Annotated in this window: 14 protein-coding genes; 8 read left to right on the top strand and 6 right to left on the bottom strand. The window is 45.3% G+C overall.

Translation table 11 applies throughout. The annotated features are described in order from the left end of the window. Positions 1-5: 5 nt before the first annotated feature. From pyrB to N2K84_RS05710, 5 genes are all read right to left on the bottom strand, one after another. On the bottom strand, positions 6-914 hold the full coding sequence (gene pyrB / locus N2K84_RS05730; protein WP_282590829.1) for an aspartate carbamoyltransferase: 909 nt from the start codon (positions 912-914) through the stop codon (positions 6-8). Between the two features lie 299 nt (positions 915-1,213). Beyond that, positions 1,214-1,816, bottom strand: a complete 603-nt coding sequence (locus tag N2K84_RS05725) for an IMPACT family protein (RefSeq protein ID WP_282590828.1) — start codon at positions 1,814-1,816, stop codon at positions 1,214-1,216. 50 nt (positions 1,817-1,866) lie between these two features. Continuing rightward, the gene (gene dnaA, locus N2K84_RS05720; RefSeq protein ID WP_282590827.1) at positions 1,867-3,297 is read right to left on the bottom strand and encodes a chromosomal replication initiator protein DnaA; all 1,431 of its coding nucleotides are present in this window, start codon (positions 3,295-3,297) and stop codon (positions 1,867-1,869) included. Positions 3,298-3,573: 276 nt separating this feature from the next. Next, positions 3,574-4,836 (bottom strand): MlaD family protein, encoded by a 1,263-nt coding sequence (locus N2K84_RS05715; RefSeq protein ID WP_282590826.1) that lies wholly within the window; start codon positions 4,834-4,836, stop codon positions 3,574-3,576. A 165-nt stretch (positions 4,837-5,001) separates the two neighbouring features. Further along, the gene (locus tag N2K84_RS05710; RefSeq protein ID WP_282590825.1) at positions 5,002-6,084 is read right to left on the bottom strand and encodes an N-acetylmuramoyl-L-alanine amidase family protein; all 1,083 of its coding nucleotides are present in this window, start codon (positions 6,082-6,084) and stop codon (positions 5,002-5,004) included. A 221-nt stretch (positions 6,085-6,305) separates the two neighbouring features. Between N2K84_RS05710 and N2K84_RS05705 the strand changes: the two genes are divergently transcribed. The 4 genes from N2K84_RS05705 to N2K84_RS05690 all read left to right on the top strand — a co-directional run bounded on the left by N2K84_RS05705 (position 6,306) and on the right by N2K84_RS05690 (position 11,306). Further along, positions 6,306-8,918, top strand: a complete 2,613-nt coding sequence (locus N2K84_RS05705) for a putative LPS assembly protein LptD (protein WP_282590824.1) — start codon at positions 6,306-6,308, stop codon at positions 8,916-8,918. A gap of 239 nt (positions 8,919-9,157) precedes the next feature. After that, positions 9,158-9,754 carry an FKBP-type peptidyl-prolyl cis-trans isomerase gene (locus N2K84_RS05700; protein WP_282590823.1) on the top strand — a complete coding sequence of 199 codons (597 nt, stop codon included), beginning with the start codon at positions 9,158-9,160 and terminating at the stop codon, positions 9,752-9,754. Positions 9,755-9,819: 65 nt separating this feature from the next. Continuing rightward, a complete protein-coding gene (aroC, locus tag N2K84_RS05695; RefSeq protein ID WP_282590822.1) occupies positions 9,820-10,893 on the top strand; it encodes a chorismate synthase in 1,074 nt (357 codons plus the stop codon). Then, positions 10,893-11,306 carry a DUF134 domain-containing protein gene (locus tag N2K84_RS05690; RefSeq protein ID WP_282590821.1) on the top strand — a complete coding sequence of 138 codons (414 nt, stop codon included), beginning with the start codon at positions 10,893-10,895 and terminating at the stop codon, positions 11,304-11,306. The genes aroC and N2K84_RS05690 overlap by 1 nt, the downstream gene beginning before the upstream one ends. Before the next feature lie 146 nt (positions 11,307-11,452). Here the strand turns inward: N2K84_RS05690 and N2K84_RS05685 are convergent, their stop codons facing one another. Then, the gene (locus tag N2K84_RS05685; RefSeq protein WP_282590820.1) at positions 11,453-12,673 is read right to left on the bottom strand and encodes a dicarboxylate/amino acid:cation symporter; all 1,221 of its coding nucleotides are present in this window, start codon (positions 12,671-12,673) and stop codon (positions 11,453-11,455) included. Between the two features lie 132 nt (positions 12,674-12,805). Between N2K84_RS05685 and N2K84_RS05680 the strand changes: the two genes are divergently transcribed. The 4 genes from N2K84_RS05680 to N2K84_RS05665 all read left to right on the top strand — a co-directional run bounded on the left by N2K84_RS05680 (position 12,806) and on the right by N2K84_RS05665 (position 18,457). After that, positions 12,806-14,587, top strand: coding sequence for an L-fucose isomerase (locus N2K84_RS05680; RefSeq protein WP_282590819.1), 1,782 nt, complete (start codon positions 12,806-12,808; stop codon positions 14,585-14,587). A gap of 105 nt (positions 14,588-14,692) precedes the next feature. Beyond that, positions 14,693-15,835 (top strand): DUF6786 family protein, encoded by a 1,143-nt coding sequence (locus tag N2K84_RS05675; RefSeq protein ID WP_282590818.1) that lies wholly within the window; start codon positions 14,693-14,695, stop codon positions 15,833-15,835. Between the two features lie 45 nt (positions 15,836-15,880). Then, complete coding sequence (gene fucP, locus N2K84_RS05670; RefSeq protein ID WP_282590817.1) at positions 15,881-17,191, top strand: L-fucose:H+ symporter permease; 1,311 nt, start codon at positions 15,881-15,883, stop codon at positions 17,189-17,191. 273 nt (positions 17,192-17,464) lie between these two features. Then, positions 17,465-18,457, top strand: coding sequence for a GntR family transcriptional regulator (locus N2K84_RS05665; RefSeq protein ID WP_282590816.1), 993 nt, complete (start codon positions 17,465-17,467; stop codon positions 18,455-18,457). Positions 18,458-18,506 lie beyond the last annotated feature (49 nt).

Here is an 18,506-nt window from a genome sequence, read left to right as displayed (position 1 = left end):
GCGTGCTAAATTAAGTTCAGGGTATGTGCAATGATAGCCTCGCGGGTAAAAATACCGTTTCGGGCTTGTTCAAAATAGTAGGCTTTTTCATTCTTGTCAACATCCGGGTGGATTTCGTTTACACGGGGTAGCGGATGCAGAATACGCATGTTGGGCTTCGTATTTTTTAGCATACTGTTGCGCAGGATATAAACATTTTTTACCTGTTCATATTCAATGGGGTCAGAAAAACGTTCTTTCTGAACGCGGGTCATATAGACAATGTCGGCCTCCGAGATAAAATCAGTGAATTCGCGGTGTTCAAAATACCGGATACCTTGTTCGCGCAGGTGGATTTTGTATTCGTCGGGCATTTGCAATTCATCCGGGGCAATGAAGTTGAAAATTGGGTTTTCAAACTGCGACATAGCCATCAGCAACGAATGCACGGTGCGTCCGTATTTCAGATCGCCTACCATAAATATGTTCAGGTTGTCGAGGGTTTTCTGGGTTTTGATAATCGAATACATATCCAGCAGGGTTTGGGTGGGGTGTTGGTTGGCCCCGTCGCCGGCATTGATAATCGGAACGCTGGAAATTTCGGCGGCATACCGTGCGCTGCCTTCCAGCGGGTGACGCATCACAATCAGGTCGGCATAATTGGATACCATGCGGATGGTGTCGTGCAGGGTCTCGCCTTTGGTTACGCTCGATGAGTTGGAATCGGAAAAGCCAATAATCCGGCCGCCAAGCCGGTTGATCGCTGTTTCGAAACTCAGGCGGGTGCGGGTGGAGGGTTCGAAGAACAAGGTTGCAACCACTTTACCTTCGAGCAGCCGTTGGTTGGGATTTTGCTCAAATTCGGCGGCCAATTCCATAATTCGAAGGTATTCTTCCTTCGAATAGTCCATGATTGAAATTAAATCTTTCTTCATTTATCGGGTAATTGTTTATGGTTCCTATTTCTAAAAAAAAACCAACAGGAATAAGATTCACTGCTGGTTTTTTGTTCCCGGCAATTTGGCCAGGCAACCAATTCTTCACAAAGTAACTGCTCAAAATGTTGATGTCTGATCCGTAATTTGGGAAAACTCGATTGAAGTGGTTGGGACCACCTTGGGAAAATTCATATCGAATTACTGGATGTTTCATCAAAATTCAAATTTAATGGCTGTTAGTTACAAAATGAATGATTTTGGGCATGACTTTTCATCAATTTATTAACAAGAACAGCTTATGTTAGCGGTTGAATGACAACCCCTTCAATTTTTCTGAAGGCTTCAAAAAGTCGTTCGGCCTCTCCCTGCCGGATGGAAGTTTTGATCCGGCAGCGCAAATCAAACTCGTTCTTTTCTTGTGGCAGGTTTTCATCCTTGAAAATTTTCATGACGCTGTTCATGTTTAAATAATCGAATTCTACCCAAAATGGAACCTCTACCAGTTTTTCGATGATTTCGGCATGCGCAAGGGTGTCGGCAGCAGCAGCCCGGTAAGCATTGATCAATCCGCTCACTCCAAGTAGGGTTCCGCCAAAATAGCGAACGACCACAATCAGAATGTTGGTCAGATCGAGGCGTTGAATTTGGCCCAGGATGGGCTTGCCGGCAGTCGAGGAAGGTTCTCCGTCGTCATTCGCCCTGAACTGGGTTTTATCGGCACCCAATCGCCAGGCAAAACAGTGGTGGCGTGCCTGGAAGTGTTCCTTTTTAAGGGTTTGTACATATTCTTTAATTTCCTCTTCAGAGCTTACCGGGTAGGCAAAGGCCAGGAATTTGCTGCCTTTGTCTTTGAATAGTCCTTCAACAGGTTTTGCAATGGTCAGGTATGAGTCAGTCATTCCTTTATCCTGTAAAAAAGGCAGATCAAAAATGACCTGCCTTTTTCTATTTACATTTTTAATTTTTTCTCGATTTCATCGACAAAACTGCGGAACCCTTTGTCGGTTTCCATCAGATTACTTACGGTTTTGCAAGCGTGGAGCACTGTAGCATGGTCCTTTTTACCAATTTGCGAACCGATGGAAGCGAGCGACGACTTGGTCATGCTTTTCGAAAAATACATGGCCAGTTGGCGTGCTTGCACAATTTCGCGTTTCCGGGTTTTAGTTTGCAAATGGTCAACCGGCAGGTTGAAGTAATCGCAAACCACTTTCGAAATATAATCGATCGACAGTTCCCGTTTCGAGCTTTTTACCAGTTTGTTGATCATTTCGCTGGCCAGTTCCAGCGTGATTTGCTTTTTATTCAGTGTGGATTGGGCCAACAGCGAAACCAGCGCCCCTTCGAGTTCGCGTACATTATTATTAATGTGCGAAGCGATATATTCCAACACTTCATCGCTGATTTCTATACCGTCTTTGTATATTTTTCGTTTCAGGATTTCCATCCGCGTTTCAAAATCCGGTATTTGTAAATCGGCAGTCAGCCCCCATTTGAAGCGCGAAAGCAAGCGTTGCTCCATCCCTTTCAACTCGATTGGCGGCTTGTCGGAGGTCAGAATAAGTTGCTTGCCACTTTGGTGTAAATGGTTGAAAATGTGAAAGAAAGTTTCCTGCGTTTTTTCCTTTCCGGCAAATTCCTGTACGTCGTCCAAAATAAGCACATCAATCATCTGATAAAAATGCAGGAAATCATTTCGATTATTATTCCGAACGGCTTCGGTGAATTGCGTCTGAAATTTATTGGCGTTGACGTAAAGAACCACCTTGTCCGGATAGCGTTCTTTTACCTCAATGCCAATCGCATGGGCCAGATGGGTTTTTCCTAAACCTGAGTTCCCGTAAATCATCAAGGGGTTAAAAGCAGTTCCTCCCGGGTTTTGCGAAACGGCGTAACCAGCGCTGCGAGCCAGTCGGTTACATTCTCCTTCCACAAAATTTTCGAAAGTGTTGTCCGGCTTTAGTTGCGGGTCAACCTGTAGTTTTTGGATGCCCGGAATGATAAACGGATTTTTAATCGATGGCTTTCCCTCATTATTTAGGGGCAGGCTAAGCGGTTTATTCTGTATTTTGGTGTTATTGTTTGTCGGATATTTTACCGTATAAGGTTGTGAATTCGACTGGTTGTTGCCCATTACCACAACATACTCAAGTTTGGCCTCCTGGCCAACCTCTTTTCGAAGGGTTTTTCTTAACAGATCAATGTATTGTTCTTCCAGATATTCGTAAAAAAACGGACTGGGCACCTGGATGGTCAATACCTGATTGTCAATTTTTAGTGGCAAGATTGGCTCAAACCATGTTTTGAAACTGATTGCCGGAACGTTGTCCCTTATAACTGACAGACAACGATTCCATACAGCAAGATGATTATTACTCATTTTGAACAGCAGGATTTAAAAATAATTCGACAAAAATTTTCCCTGTTTTTTTTCCCGGAAACAAAATTGTTGAAAAAAAAAGTATTAAAAAAATGAAAATAGCCTTGACTTTTTAAAAATAATTATAATGGCTTTAGAAGTCAGGCATTTAAATTTGATTTTTTTTTAGCTGTTTTGCAATCGATTGATATGTAGATATTTGCGCCGATTACAGTTGTAACTAACCGTAATAAAGGTAGTTAATGAATGATTTTGGAATATTTATTATGAATAGTACTATTTGTTTGTTTTACGTAAAGCTTTTTCCAGCTTGACTTGCCGTTCGTTTTTGAAAGAAATAATAGTAGCATCGGGGAAAACATGCATAGCCTGTTTGTGTAGTTCAAAAATCTCCTCCAGGTTGCTGGTATTGCCAATCAAGTAATTATATACCCCTGAAACTTCTACTTCCTCCACTTTTGGTAGATTGTCGAACAGCTCCAGATTGGTGTTTAGCCGGGTTGGGCTCGAAATTAAATGGACTTTGAATGAGTAGTCGGAACTAGCCTGTTTTTCCGGTTCTCGGGTAGAAATATAAACATCCTTGCCGAGGTCGAAGGCAGAGAAGTGAACGTAGCGCTTTGGGTTGTTACGAATGTCGTTCAGCAGGTTGTCCAGACTTTGGCTGACCAGGGTCAGGTTGTTGTATAGTTGCGGATCGTTGATCAGCATACCCGCAGAGCCTTCTTTGTTGTTTATTTTAGCGATGATCTGTTCCAGTCCATTGACCGAACTGACAATGTCCTCCATCATGGCTGTAAGTTGAACGGCAGCCAGGCTGTCGCTTATTGCTGAGAAATTTTCGGCAATGTTGGCGAAATTTGCCGAACTGCCACTCAGCGTTTCACTCACTTGTTTAAGGTTGCCGATGATAGCTTGAATATTGCCGCTTTCTGCCTGCATAAGGGTGTTGAATTGGGCTGACGTTTGCTGAAGGTTTAGAATGGTTTGGTTAATGTGGGCAAAACTTTCGGATAGATTTTTACGGGCTTCGGCATTAAAAATATAAGTAACCACAGTGATGGCCGAATCGAGCGAAGCCAGCAACTGTTCTGCTTTGTTTTTCAGTGGAAGCACCTGCATGCTCACCTGTTCTTTTAAATCACCTTCAATGCTGCCCGGAATGGTATCGTAAGACGAATAATAATTATCCGAAGGATTAATCAGCAGCTTGATTGATCTTGTCCCCATGATATCGCTCGAAACGATCCGGGCTTCGGAGCCTTGAGGGATTTTAAAATCCCCTTCCAGTGAAAAAGTCACCAGCAAGCTGCCGTCATTCCTTCCGGAGAAATTTATTTCCTTGACCTGCCCAACCTGATACCCGTTCATCATGACTGCGCTGGATGTAACCAGTCCGTCAATATGGTCATAGAGAGCATAATATACCGTGTTCTTTTTGAAAAAATCAATTCCTTTCAGGTAATTCATTCCCCAAATAAAAACAGCGATACTAAATATGATCAGAATTCCGAGTTTGGTGTATTTTGATACCTTCATCTGACGGGAATTTTTGTTGTTTTGATCGAATGTTTTTGTTTCTATATAGTGTGTTCGGCAGCATTTCAATGCAGTGCCGGGCTTGCAACTGTGGACTGTTTGTTTCTGGTTTCGTTATACAATATTAAGAAGCATTCTGCTGGAAAACAAACCGACTGCCATTTCTCACTGGTCTGATTTTCGTAGTGCTTTTTTCAGAGGTATCTGGTTGTCAAGTTCAAAAGCAGTGATAAAGGCATCACGAAAATGCTTGGCCGCTTCATTTTTTCGTTTCAAAATTTCTTCGTACGAACTTTCGCGCCCATAAAAATACTTGAACATTCCGTTTTGTTCGCGCACAAAGACAGGGGTCAGCCCATTAAAATTTGACGGCGTTGGCTCTATTCGGGTTGATATAACGGCCAGTTGTACACTAAATGTTATTTTCCTGTTCGCTGCGGGGGAGGTATTTGTTCCTTTTTCAACCGGAGCTGAAATTTGCTCAGTTCGCGATTGAGCCGTTTGTTGCGTTACTAATTTATAGTCGCTGCGGGTATCAACTGATATTTTATAGTCTTTAAAAGCTCGGTAAATGGCCGAAGCAAGATAGGATTGTCCTTCATCCGAATTCAAGTATTGGGCTTCGCCGGGATTGCTCAAAAAGCCGGCTTCTATCAGTACGCTTGGCATACTGGTCCGACGCAGTACCAGAAAGCCAGCTTGTTTTACTCCGCGGTCCTTCCGGGCAGCGCGATTTTTAAATTGATCCTGGATAAAAGCTGCCATACTAATGCTTTGATCGAGATATTCGTCTTGAACCATTTCAAACATGATGTACGATTCGGATGAATTCGGATCAAAACCTTCGTAGCGGGTGGAATAATCCTCTTCCAGCAGAATAACCGAGTTCTCTTTTTTTGCTACCTCCAGGTTTTCTTCCGACCGATGGAGTCCAAGAACGAATGTTTCGGTGCCGGTAATGGAAGGAGTTCCGCAATAATTGGCATGAAGTGAGATAAACAGGTCGGCATGGCTGTTGTTGGCAATGGCAGCACGCTGGTGCAGCGGGATAAAAACATCTTTGTCGCGGGTGAAGACAATCTGCACATCTGGCATGTTTTCCCGGATATAATCGGCCAGTTTAAGCCCGAGTTTTAAAACAATATCTTTTTCGCGGATGTTACGGTAAACCGCTCCCGGGTCCTGTCCGCCATGCCCGGGGTCAATCACCACCGTAAAGGGCTTGCCCGGAACATCCTTTGATTGCACGGGCCCTTGGATGCAACAAGCCAAAAGGCTTAACAATAAGCCAACTATGAGTTTTTTGTCCATATTGAATAAAGATAGGGTCAAACAAAAATAGAAATATTAAAATTATTTTGCATTTGTTCACCCTATTGTCGGCGACGAATTTATATTTTTGCAGACCAATCAGCCATGAAGGCTTTTTAGCATCTGTTTTGATACGAAAACTGAAAACATATTTGTTTGTGTTAGCCTTCCTTCCCATTGGTGTGGGCGCACAAGTGTTGTCCGACTCTATCCGGTCAGCAGAACTCAATCCATTAATCCTGCAGGATAGCCTGCTTGTTGGTGAAACCCTGGTGGTTGCCGATAGTGTAGCTGTTCCCGCCGCCGATTCTACAAAATCCCCGGTACTGGAAGCCCCAATAATTTACAATGCTACCGACTCTATTATTGTTGCCTTGGATGGAAAGAAAGTATATCTGTACAAGGATGGTCTGGTGACCTATCAATCGATTGAGCTAAAGGCAGATTACATTGAACTTGACCTGAATACCAAAGAAGTTTACGCTGAAGGGTTGCCCGATTCGGTTGGGGTGATGCAGGGATCGCCGGTTTTTAAGGATGGCTCCGACGAATTTGAGTGTAAAGTGCTCCGGTATAATTTTGAAACTCAGAAAGGGATTATTCAGGATGTGAAAACCGAACAGGGGGAGGGGTATGTTCACAGCGAACGGACAAAAAAAATTGACAAGGATGCTTTCATCCTGAAAAACGGAAAATATACCACCTGCGATGCCGATCATCCACATTTTTACCTGCACATGACACGTGCCAAGGTGATTTCGAATAAAAAAATTATAACCGGACCGGCTTATATGGTGCTGGAAGATTTTCCGATTTATTTTCCGATCCTGCCTTTTGGTTTTTTCCCAAACTCGCCCACCTATTCGTCAGGGATCATTATCCCAACATATGGTGAAGAGCAAAACCGCGGTTTTTTTCTGCGTGAAGGGGGATATTACTGGGCTGCAGGGCAGTTTTTCGATCTGACCATGAAAGGGGATATTTATTCGAAAGGTTCGTGGGGGACCAACCTTCATTCAAACTACAAAAAGAGATATAAATTTTCGGGGAACGTTGATCTGCGCTATAATGTGAACAAATACAGCGAAAAGGGATTGCCCGACTACAGCCGGAGCCCGGGTTTCAGTATCAGATGGTCGCATTCGCAAGACAGCAAGGCCAACCCGAATCAAACTTTCTCAGCCAACGTAAATTTGTCAACCACCAGTTACGACCGTGAAAACTCAAATGAAATCAGTAGTTACCTGAGTACCCAAAAATCATCGAGTATTTCTTATTCCAAGAAATGGGAAAATTCACCCTTCAATATGTCGGTCAACTTCAGGCATTCGCAAAATTCCTCCGACTCAACCATGACGCTGAGCTTTCCGGAAATGACTTTTTCCATGGCGAAACAATATCCGTTTCGTGCTAAGGTTCGTTCCGGAAAGTTAAAATGGTATGAAAAAATCGGCTTAAGCTATACAGGGAATATTAAAAACTCGATCACTGCGAAGGAAGATGTCATCCTGGAACAATCGCTGATTAAAGATTGGCGTAACGGCTGGAAGCATTCGATCCCGATTACGTTGCCAAGTTTCAACCTGCTCAAGTATATCAACCTGAGCCCGAGTTTCAACTACTCGGAACGTTGGTACACCAACGAGCTGAATAAAAGGTATTACTTCGACCAAGTAGCCCGAAAAAGCGAAATGTTTGTCGATACAGTTTATGGCTTTAAACGCAATTATGAATATTCATATAGCCTGAGCTCATCTACGAACATTTACGGGATGTATCTGATGAAAAACCCGAATTCAAGAATTAAAGCCATCCGCCACAAAATTACGCCTTCGATGAGCTTTAGTTATCGGCCGGACTTTGGCGATCCTAAATATGGTTTTTGGGACAGTTATGTTGATGAGAACGGGAAGGAAATTTTTTACAATCGTTTTGAGGGCGCCGTATTTGGTTCTACCGGGCGAGGAGAAAGTGGTTCCATCAGTTTAAGCTTGGCCAACAACCTGGAAGCCAAAATGGTTGCAAAAAATGATACCTCGAACAGTGAAGAGAAATTTAAAAAAGTAAAAATCATTGATAATCTGGGGATTAGTGCTTCCTACAACTTGGTGGCCGACTCGCTGAACATGAGCAATATTAGCATTCGCGGACGGACTACAATTGGTGGGGTCAGTGTCAACTTTGGAGGTACGTTGAATCCATACATGACCGATGCTACCGGCAGGAGCCTGATCAACGAGTATGTTTGGAACCATAAGTCGGGACTGGGGAAGTTGGGCCGATTGACCAATGCCAATCTTTCGTTTGGAATGTCATTCAAATCGAAAAAAGATGATAACCAGGGAGCCGGTGCTGTGCCCGGGCAGGAACCTGAAGCGGGAGAACCGGAAACGGAATTGCCGGTAGCGATGATGAGCGGCCCTGCCTACTATGATTTCAATATCCCTTGGGAATTTCGGTTCGACTACAGTTTAAGTTATAACAAATCAAACCCGTTTACCAAATCGACTATTAACCAAAGTATCAATTTTAACGGCCGCATGAGCCTGACCGAAAAATGGAACATGTCGTTAACGACCAACTTCGATGTCCAGGCCAAAGCTTTTTCTTTTACAACCTTTAATCTTACCCGGAGCCTGCATTGCTGGAGCATGAGTTTCAACTTTGTGCCTTTTGGTCAGCGTAAAAGTTACAGTTTCACACTCAATGCTTCGTCGTCAATGTTGAAGGACTTGAAGGTGAACAAACAACGCAGCTGGTTCGATAATTAGGTTAGACGGTTTTTTGCTGGTGCGGGCACTCTATTGGAGTAAAGTATTTTCAACTGTGATCAAACCATTCCTTCCAACAAATGTTTACTAGTTTTGGCCGTTATTCGCGATGCGCCGGAAACTGTGGTTTATGATGTTATCCTTAAATGTTGTTAAGGGAATGCGGTCGTGTTTTATAATATAAATGAATTTTATTTCTTTGTGGTTTAATTATTAAAAATCAATCTAAATAATTTGATATGGCAATTACTAAAAACAAAATGGTTTCGTTGACCTACGATTTAAGGGTCGTAGGCGCTGATGGGGAAATGATCGAGCAGGCAACCGCTGAGAGACCATTAAACTTTGTATATGGGGCAGGTATTATGCTCCCCAAGTTTGAAGCTCTGTTGGAAGGTCTGGAACAAGGAAAATCATTCGAAATAAATTTGGCATGTGAAGACGCTTACGGTGAAGTGGATGAAAATGCGATCATCGAATTGCCGAAAAACATTTTCATGATCGATGGTAATTTTGATGACGAAATCGTGAAAGTAGGAAATACCGTGCCCATGATGAGCACCAGCGGACAGCGGATGAACGGGTTGGTGCTGAACGTGTCGGACGATGTCGTGAAAATGGACTTCAACCATCCCCTGGCCGGTGAAGATCTGTTCTTCAAAGGCGAAATACTGGAAGTACGCGATGCTACCGATGAAGAAATTGCAGCTACCGTTGGTTGCGGAAGTGGTGGTTGCGGAAGTGGTGGCTGCGGTAGCGGAGAAGGTGGCTGTGGCTGTGACGATGAGTCATGCTCGACCGAAAAATCGCATGGTGGCTGCGGCTGTGGCTGTTAATTGAATTTATTTAACCTCTTTTGTTGCTTCTGACGTGTCAGGAGCAATCTTTTTAATTTGTAGGCATGAATAGCTTTGGACAAGTATTCCGGTTGACTTCGTTTGGTGAATCGCATGGTCGTGGTATTGGTGGTGTGATTGATGGTTGCCCCGCTGGCGTAGAAATCGATCTCGAATTCATTCAACATGAATTGGATCGGCGCAAACCCGGGCAGTCGAAGATTACCACGCAGCGGATGGAGTCGGACCAGGTGGAGTTTTTATCAGGTATTTTTGAAGGAAAAACACAGGGAACCCCTATTGGTTTTGTGATCTGGAACAAAGATCAGCATTCGAACGATTACAGCAACCTGAAAGATGTATTCCGGCCTTCGCATGCCGATTATACCTATCAGAAAAAATACGGTAGCCGTGATCATCGTGGTGGTGGCCGTTCGTCGGCCCGCGAAACGATAGCCCGTGTGGTGGCAGGCGCCATTGCCAAATTGCTGCTCCGCCAGGTGGGCATCAGCATCCACGCTTTTGTTTACCGGGTAGGGGAGGTGGAACTGAAAAAAAGCTACCAGGAGCTTGACCTGAGCTTGATTGATTCGAATATTGTCCGCTGCCCGGATGCCGAAACTGCTGAACGCATGATTGCCCGTATTGAAGAAGCCGGGCGCAACCACGATACGGTTGGCGGAGTTATTCAGGGAGTTGTCACTGGAGTCCCGGTTGGCTTGGGCGAGCCGGTTTTCAATAAGCTGCATGCCGACCTCGGACATGCCATGTTGGGGATCAATGCGGTAAAAGGTTTTGAATACGGTTCGGGTTTCGATGGCACAAGGCTTTCCGGTTCAGAACACAACGATGTTTTTGTGAAAACCGAATCGGGTATCCGCACAAAAACAAACCACTCCGGAGGTATCCAGGGAGGGATCAGCAACGGAGAGGACATTTATTTCAATGTCGCCTTCAAACCAATTGCTACCCTGCTGAAAGAACAGCAGACGGTAGATAAGGACGAAAATGAGACCCTGATCAACCCCAAAGGTCGCCACGATCCCTGCGTATTGCCGCGGGCGGTGCCCATTGTTGAAGCTATGGCCGCACTCGTGTTGGCCGATCATTATTTGTTGCGAAAAATAAATCACTTATAATGCCAAGGAAAAAAAGAGATCGTCGGCTCCTGGCCCCCCCCTCGATTAAAGGTTTATCCGTTTACGGGCCGAAAAACAGATCGGAACAAATTATTCTTTACTTTGAAGAATACGAAACCATCAAGTTGTTGGATTACGAAAACCTGACACAGGAAGAAGCTGCTGTTTGCATGGAAGTGTCGCGTCCTACCCTGACCCGGATTTATGAATCGGCCCGCAACAAAGTGGCCCGGTCCATGGTGGAAGGGAAGGACCTGATCATCCGTGGCGGTAATTTTCAGTTTGACGATAACTGGTTTTATTGCAAATCGTGCCAGGCAAAATTCAACTTATTGCCTCACAACGAGAAAAACTGCCCGGTTTGTAATTCGACTGACATAATTTCGCTGAATGAATTTTACGCCGAAGATTAGGGGAAATTTCTGCTAAAATATTTCCAGGCTGAAGATATAATAGGGAACAGTTGAAAACGGAACATTCCGGTTTTCAACTGTTCCTTTTTCTTTTTGTAATTGAAGAATTGGCAAACTCCTGCTTGAAGAACTTCCTCTGGCCGGGGTTAGACAAGGGTTGTTTCTCCCTCGCTCTTTGCAATTATGACGGCGCCACAACTGTCGCTCCAAACGTTTACCGACGTGCGGTACATGTCCAGCACACGATCAACGGCCAGGATCAATCCTACACCTTCCAGCGGCAGGTTCACAGCAGTTAAAATAATGGTAATCATCACCAGGCCGGCCATGGGGATGCCGGCTGCGCCAATCGAGGCCAGCAAGGCGGTTACCACTACCAGCGCCTGTTGTCCGAAACTCAAATCCACCCCGTAAACCTGCGCAATAAACATGGCCGCCACACATTCGTATAAAGCGGTTCCGTCCATGTTGATAGTGGCCCCCAAAGGCAAGGTAAAACTGGTAATCTTGTTTGATACGCCACTTTCATTTTCAACGGCATCAATCGTTAACGGCAGGGTGGCGCTGGATGAAGAGGTGGAAAATGCGGTGAGCAGAGGAGTGATCATATTTTTCAAGTGCCTGTATGGATGCGCTTTACCGACAAACTTCACAATGGCCGGCAAGGTTACAAATGCATGAACGGTCAGCGCGACGATTACAGTCAGCATGTAAATGGCCATACTCCCGGCAATGGCTCCCAATTGTTCGGCATTACGCCCAACCTCCTTCGCAACAATTCCTAGAATACCCAACGGTGTAAAACGAATGATAAACAGGGTTATTTTCATCATCACCTCAAAGAAACCATCAAAGAAGCTGGTTAATGTTTGCTGATAATCAGCCCTGACTTTGTTGATAAAAAAGCCGAAAAGGATGGAAAAGAAAATAATGGCCAGGATATTCCCTTCAACCATGGCGCTGATAATATTCTCGGGTATCATCCGAATGAAAATGTCTTTCACCGATTTGGTGTCGTTGACCAAACCATCTACCGGCGCGGCAAAACCAAGGTCAACGCCAACGCCGGGACGGATCAGATTGACCAAAAACAGACCGGTTAAAATAGCAAACAACGAAGTGAGCATGTAGTACGAAATCGTCTTTAAACCCAACCTTCCCAGGTTTTTACCATTCCCCATGCTGGTTACGCCGCTCACAATCGAGCTAAAAATAAGTGGGATGATGATCATCTTCAGCGCACGTAAAAACAAATCGCCCATCCAACTGATGAGGTGAATCTGTTCGCGAAAAAAATAACCCCAGAAAACAGCTATGATCAAGGCAATCAAGATCTGCCAGTGTAATTTTAGTTTGAAGCTCTTCATCGAAAAAGTCTTGGTTCTTCACAAATCTAACTTTTTAAAACATGTTCACCAACATAAAAGAGGGTAAAGAAATCTTTCTAATTTAGCAGCACAGTACAGCACAATACAATAACAGATCAAAAACCGTATAAAATGAAGAATCGTTTAATCGGACGTTTGCCCAAAGTAGGTATTCGTCCTGTGATTGATGGACGCGAACGCGGTGTGCGTGAATCGCTGGAAGTGCAAACTATGAACATGGCCAAAGCCGCTGCTAAACTGATTGAAGAAAACCTGCGGTTTCCTTCGGGTGAAAAGGTCGAATGTGTGATTGCAGACACCACCATAGGCGGAGTGGCCGATGCTGCCCGTTGTGCCGATAAGTTCAATCGCGAAGGGGTAGGCGTATCGCTCACAGTAACACCTTGCTGGTGTTATGGTACCGAAGTAATGGACAGCGACCCGCTGATTCCGAAAGCCGTTTGGGGTTTTAACGGGACAGAGCGTCCGGGGGCTGTTTACCTGGCTGCCGCCCTGGCCGGATACACGCAAAAAGGATTGCCTGCGTTTGGCATTTACGGCCGCGATGTGCAGGATGCCGACGACACCACTATCCCTCAGGATGTTCAAACCAAGATATTGCGTTTTATTAAAGCCGCCCTGGCTTCGGCTCAAATGAAAGGTAAGTCGTACCTGTCTATCGGCTACACGTCGATGGGGATTGCCGGCTCGATGGTGGATGCCAATTTTTTCCAGGAATACCTGGGCATGCGTACTGAGTTTGTGGAATCGGTTGAGTTGATCCGCCGCATGGAAGAGGGCATTTATGACAAAGAAGAATACCAAAAAGCACTCGCCTGGGTGAAAGAAAACTGTCAGGAGGGAGATGATTGGAATGCGGCAGACAAGCAGTCAAGCCGGGAACGGAAAGACTGGGAGTGGGAGATTGTGGTGAAAATGACCTTGATATGCCGCGACCTGATGATTGGCAACCCGAAACTGGCCGAGATGGGTTTTGGCGAAGAGTCGAAAGGTCACAATGCGATCACCGGTGGATTTCAGGGACAACGGCAATGGACAGATTACTACCCGAATGCTGACTTCACAGAGGCTATTCTCAATTCATCGTTCGACTGGAACGGAATTCGCGAAGCTTTTGTGTTTGCTACCGAAAACGATAGTCTGAACGCGGTGCCCATGCTCTTTGGCCATTTACTCACCAATACCGCGCAAATCTTCTCCGATGTGCGTACCTTCTGGAGCCCCGAGGCGGTGAAACGCGTAACCGGAAAAGAACTGACCGGTTTGGCTAAAGACGGTATCATCCACCTGATCAACTCGGGTTCGACAACTTTGGATGCCACTGCGCAACAAAAGGATGCCAATGGCAACCCGGTAATGAAACCTTATTGGGAAGTAACCGAGGAAGATGCGAAAGCTTGTCTGGACAACACGAGTTGGTGCCCGGCCGATTTAGGTTATTTCCGTGGTGGCGGTTATTCTTCTCAATTTAAAACTTCCGGGCAAATGCCGGTAACCATGTCGCGGGTAAACCTGGTGAAAGGTTTGGGCCCGGTGTTGCAAATTGCCGAAGGATGGACTGTCGAATTGCCCGAAGATATTCATAAAACATTGGATGTTCGCACCAACCCAACCTGGCCAACCACTTGGTTTGTGCCCCGGGTTACCGGAAAAGGTGCCTTCAAAGATGTTTATGAAGTAATGGCCAATTGGGGCGCCAATCATGGTGCTATTTCGTTTGGGCATATTGGCGCCGACCTGATCACGCTGGCATCCATTCTGCGCATTCCGGTTTCGATGCACAATGTGGATGAAAAGGATATTTTCAGGCCCAGTGCCTGGGCTTCGTTCGGAAGCGAAAAAGAAGCTGCTGATTATAAAGCTTGCCAAACGTATGGCCCGCTTTTCGGTTAGCGGTTCATGAATTTTAAAACAATATCAATATCTTTAGTGCCCCTTGCAGCCTTGTCCATTGCGACAGGGCTTGCAGGGTGCTATGTCGCTGATAAAAATGAGACTATGCCGTTTAAAAAAGGACAGTACGGGTACGATTTCCAAATCATTCAGGAAAAGTTTTCTACCATCGAACTGGTTGCGGAATCTTCGCGGGTAGTGCTGGCCCCTGAATTACAAGGGCGGGTAATGACCAGTACGACCTCAGGAAAAGAGGGGTTTTCGTTTGGCTGGGTCAACCACGAACTGCTAAAATCGGACAACCGGTCGGAACAGTTTAATGCCTTTGGAGGTGAGGAACGTTTTTGGCTCGGGCCCGAAGGCGGGCAGTTTTCGGTCTATTTTGAAGAAGGAAAACCCATGCAGATGGCGAACTGGAAAGTTCCCGCTGCCTTAGATATCATGCCTTGGGAAGTTCAGGAAGTGATGCCGGAAATGGCCACTTTTTACAAGGAATTTTCCCTGAAAAATTATTCTGGAACCAAATTTAAGTTAGCTGTCACCCGCCGTGTGGGCATAATTTTCCCCGACGAGATAGCCGATATCCTGAAGGTTGAAATAGGTCCTTCTGTTAAGTCAGTTGCCTACGAATCGCTGAACCAGGTGAAAAACACGGGTGAACAGGATTGGAACCGCCAAACGGGCCTGCTGTCCATCTGGATGCTTTCGATGTACAATCCTTCGCCGGGAGTAACGATTGTGGTGCCATTCAAAAAAGAAGGTACTGGGCCCAAAGTAAAAGATGATTATTTTGGCAACATTCCGGCTGATCGTCTAAAAATTGCTGATGGTGTGGCCTTTTTTAAAGCCGATGGGAAACAGCGCAGCAAAATTGGCATTTCGCCCGAAAGAGCCTTGCCGGTCTTGGGCAGTTATGATACACAGAATCGTTGCCTGACCATTCTGGAAACGACCATTAACCCGGAGGCAACGGCCTATGTCAATTCTGAATGGGAAGAATGCCAGCAGGAACCGTTTAAAGGCGATGTGATCAATGCCTACAATGACGGTCCTCTGGGAAACGGTGCGCAACTCGGTCCTTTTTATGAACTGGAGTCTTCGTCAGAAGCGCTTGCACTGCAAGTTGGCGAGGCCAGGTTTCATGTACAGCGGACCTATCATTTTGAAGGGAGTGAAGATGACCTGAACCGGATTTCGCAGAAAATTCTGGGCGTTTCCCTTCAAACCATAAAAGAAGCATTTGATTAATTTATTAATAGTCTAACTAATACAAATAAACTAAACTAATTACTTGTGAAAACGAAAGAACGTGTCATTCCAACGGAATATCTGATTCCGTTTATTTTAATTACCAGCTGCTTTGCTCTTTGGGGCTTTGCCAATGATATTACCAACCCCATGGTGGAAGCATTTTCGCGGATTTTCAACATGGGTGTTGGCGGTGGGACCTGGGTGCAGGTTGTTTTTTACGGCGGTTACGGGGCCATGGCTTTTCCGGCTGCTTTTTTCATCCGCAGGTATTCTTACAAATCAGGCATTCTGATGGGATTGGGGCTGTATGCCACCGGGGCACTGATGTTTATTCCGGCCAGCTTTATCGGCTTGTATTACCCGTTTTTGATTGCCTATTTTGTGATGACTTGCGGGCTCTCGTTCCTCGAAACAAGCGCGAACCCGTACATTTTGTTCATGGGGCCCGACAGTACCGCTACGCGCCGCCTGAACTTTGCGCAGGCCTTCAACCCAATGGGGTCGATTACCGGTATGTTTGTGGCCAAAACTTTTATCCAGGCACGGCTCGACCCGCGCGGGGCCGAAGAGCGTGCCTTGCTATCGCCCGACCAGTTTGAAGCCATCAAAGCTAATGATCTGCACATTTTAAGTTCGCCGTATATTGCCATTGGCGGGGTCATTATTGTGATGTTCTTCATAATTCTGTTCGCCAAAATGCCCCGGCACGAGCATTCGGATCATCGACTGAACTTTTTCGGCGCGGTTAAAAACCTGCTGAAAGTAAAACGTTACTGGGAAGGGGTGGTTGCGCAACTGTTTTACGTAGGGGCACAAATCATGTGCTGGACATTTATTGTACAATACGGACAACGTATTTTTATGGAGCAATACGGTATGACAGCCGGGGCCGGAGCTCAAGAAGCCCAGATGTACAACATCGTGGCCATGGCCATTTTCCTGGTTTCACGCTTTATTTGTACTTTCCTGTTGAAATATATTTCGCCGGGCCGCTTGTTGCTTGCTCTTTCGTTGGGCGGTATTGCCCTGTCGTTTGGTACTATTTTCTTTCAGGATATTCACGGCTTGTATTGTTTGGTGGGTATTTCGGCCTGCATGTCGCTGATGTTTCCCACTATTTACGGGATTGCCCTGCGCGGGATGGGCGAGGATGCCAAATTTGGCGCAGCCGGGTTGATCATGTCCATTGTTGGGGGGACGTTCCTTCCAAAACTCCAGGCCTTCATCATCGATATGGAAACCGTATTCTCAATGCCGGCTGTAAATGTTTCCTTTGTTATGCCCCTGGTTTGTTTTGTTATCATTGGTATTTATGGCTACCGGACTTATACTGTCCATTTCCGCTACGAATAAACAAACGCTGCACATGATGCCGGAATGTACAAGCCATTTGAGTGTTGAAGTTTTTGGGAAGGCTATTGGAAATGGTTTAGATTTTCCCGGCAGAATTGCTATTTTTGAACCGAATATTGAAGCTGCGGAAACGTGTTGCTTCGCTGGAATTTCAGTTAATGTCCTTCTCAGGTCATTGACGTTTTTCTACTATATTCAGATAAGTTGTTGGGTTTATAGGCCTGAATTGCAGAGGCAATTCAGGCTTTTTGCTATACTAAACTTTCCTCTTTCATGAGCTTTATTTTTCATATCGACGGATCGTCTGCTCAAACTAAGTTACAGCAACTGATCCATGCCATCAACGAGGCTATCAGCAATGGTGAATTAAAAGAAGGTGATTTTTTGCCGTCGGTCAACAAACTGAGCAAAGACAGCGGGCTTTCGCGCGATACTATTTTTAAGGCATATTCCATTCTGAAACAACGCAGCATAATTTCATCTACCCCCACGAAAGGCTACTTTATTAATTCTGTTTCGTTTAAGGTGATGATGCTGCTTGATGATTTTAGCGCGTTTAAAGAGCAACTTTACAGTAGTTTTCGGAACAGCTTGCCCGAAAATTATGCGGTTGACCTACTGTTTCACCACTACAACCCCGACGTTTTCGAGCAGTTGATCCTGAACAGCCTGGGTCGCTACAGCATGTATTTGGTAATGAATATTCGCAATCAGCGTATGGAAGAGGTAGTGCGCAAAATTGATCCCAACAAATTGCTGATTTTGGATATGGGCATGCCCGACAGTCCTGATATTTCGTATCTCACGCAGGATTTTTACCTGGGCGCCATGAGCTGCCTGCATGAAGGATTGGAGAAAATTTCGAAATACGACGAGTTCAACCTGGTTTTCCCGGACAGCACACCTCACCCATCTGAAATTATCCAGGCTTTTAACGAGTTTTGTCAGACGAACCAGCTGAAACACGATGTGGTCAGAAAGATCGACCAGCATCCGATCCGTGCCGGGCAAGCTTATTTGGTTATTAAGGAAGACGACCTGGTGTACATCATCAAAGCATGCAAGCAGCAAGGTCTGAAATTGGGTGTCGATGTGGGGCTGATTTCGTACAACGATACCCCTATGAAGGAGATTGTTGGCTCAGGCATCACCGTCATTTCGGTCGATTTTAATGAGATGGGAAAAAAAGCCGCTCGTTTCACAGAAAGCAAGGAAAAGATCTTTGAAAAGCTTCCGCCGCGGTTAATTTTGCGTGGCTCTTTGTAGTCCTGGTTTTATCCGCTCCGTTCAGGAGCCGGGGATTGATTGGTACAAA

The organism is Gaoshiqia sediminis, assembly GCF_025907915.1.
Taxonomy (GTDB): Bacteria; Bacteroidota; Bacteroidia; order Bacteroidales; family Prolixibacteraceae; genus Gaoshiqia; species Gaoshiqia sediminis.
The sequence above is the reverse complement of the archived record's forward strand: the minus strand, read 5'-3'. Positions and strand labels throughout refer to the sequence as shown.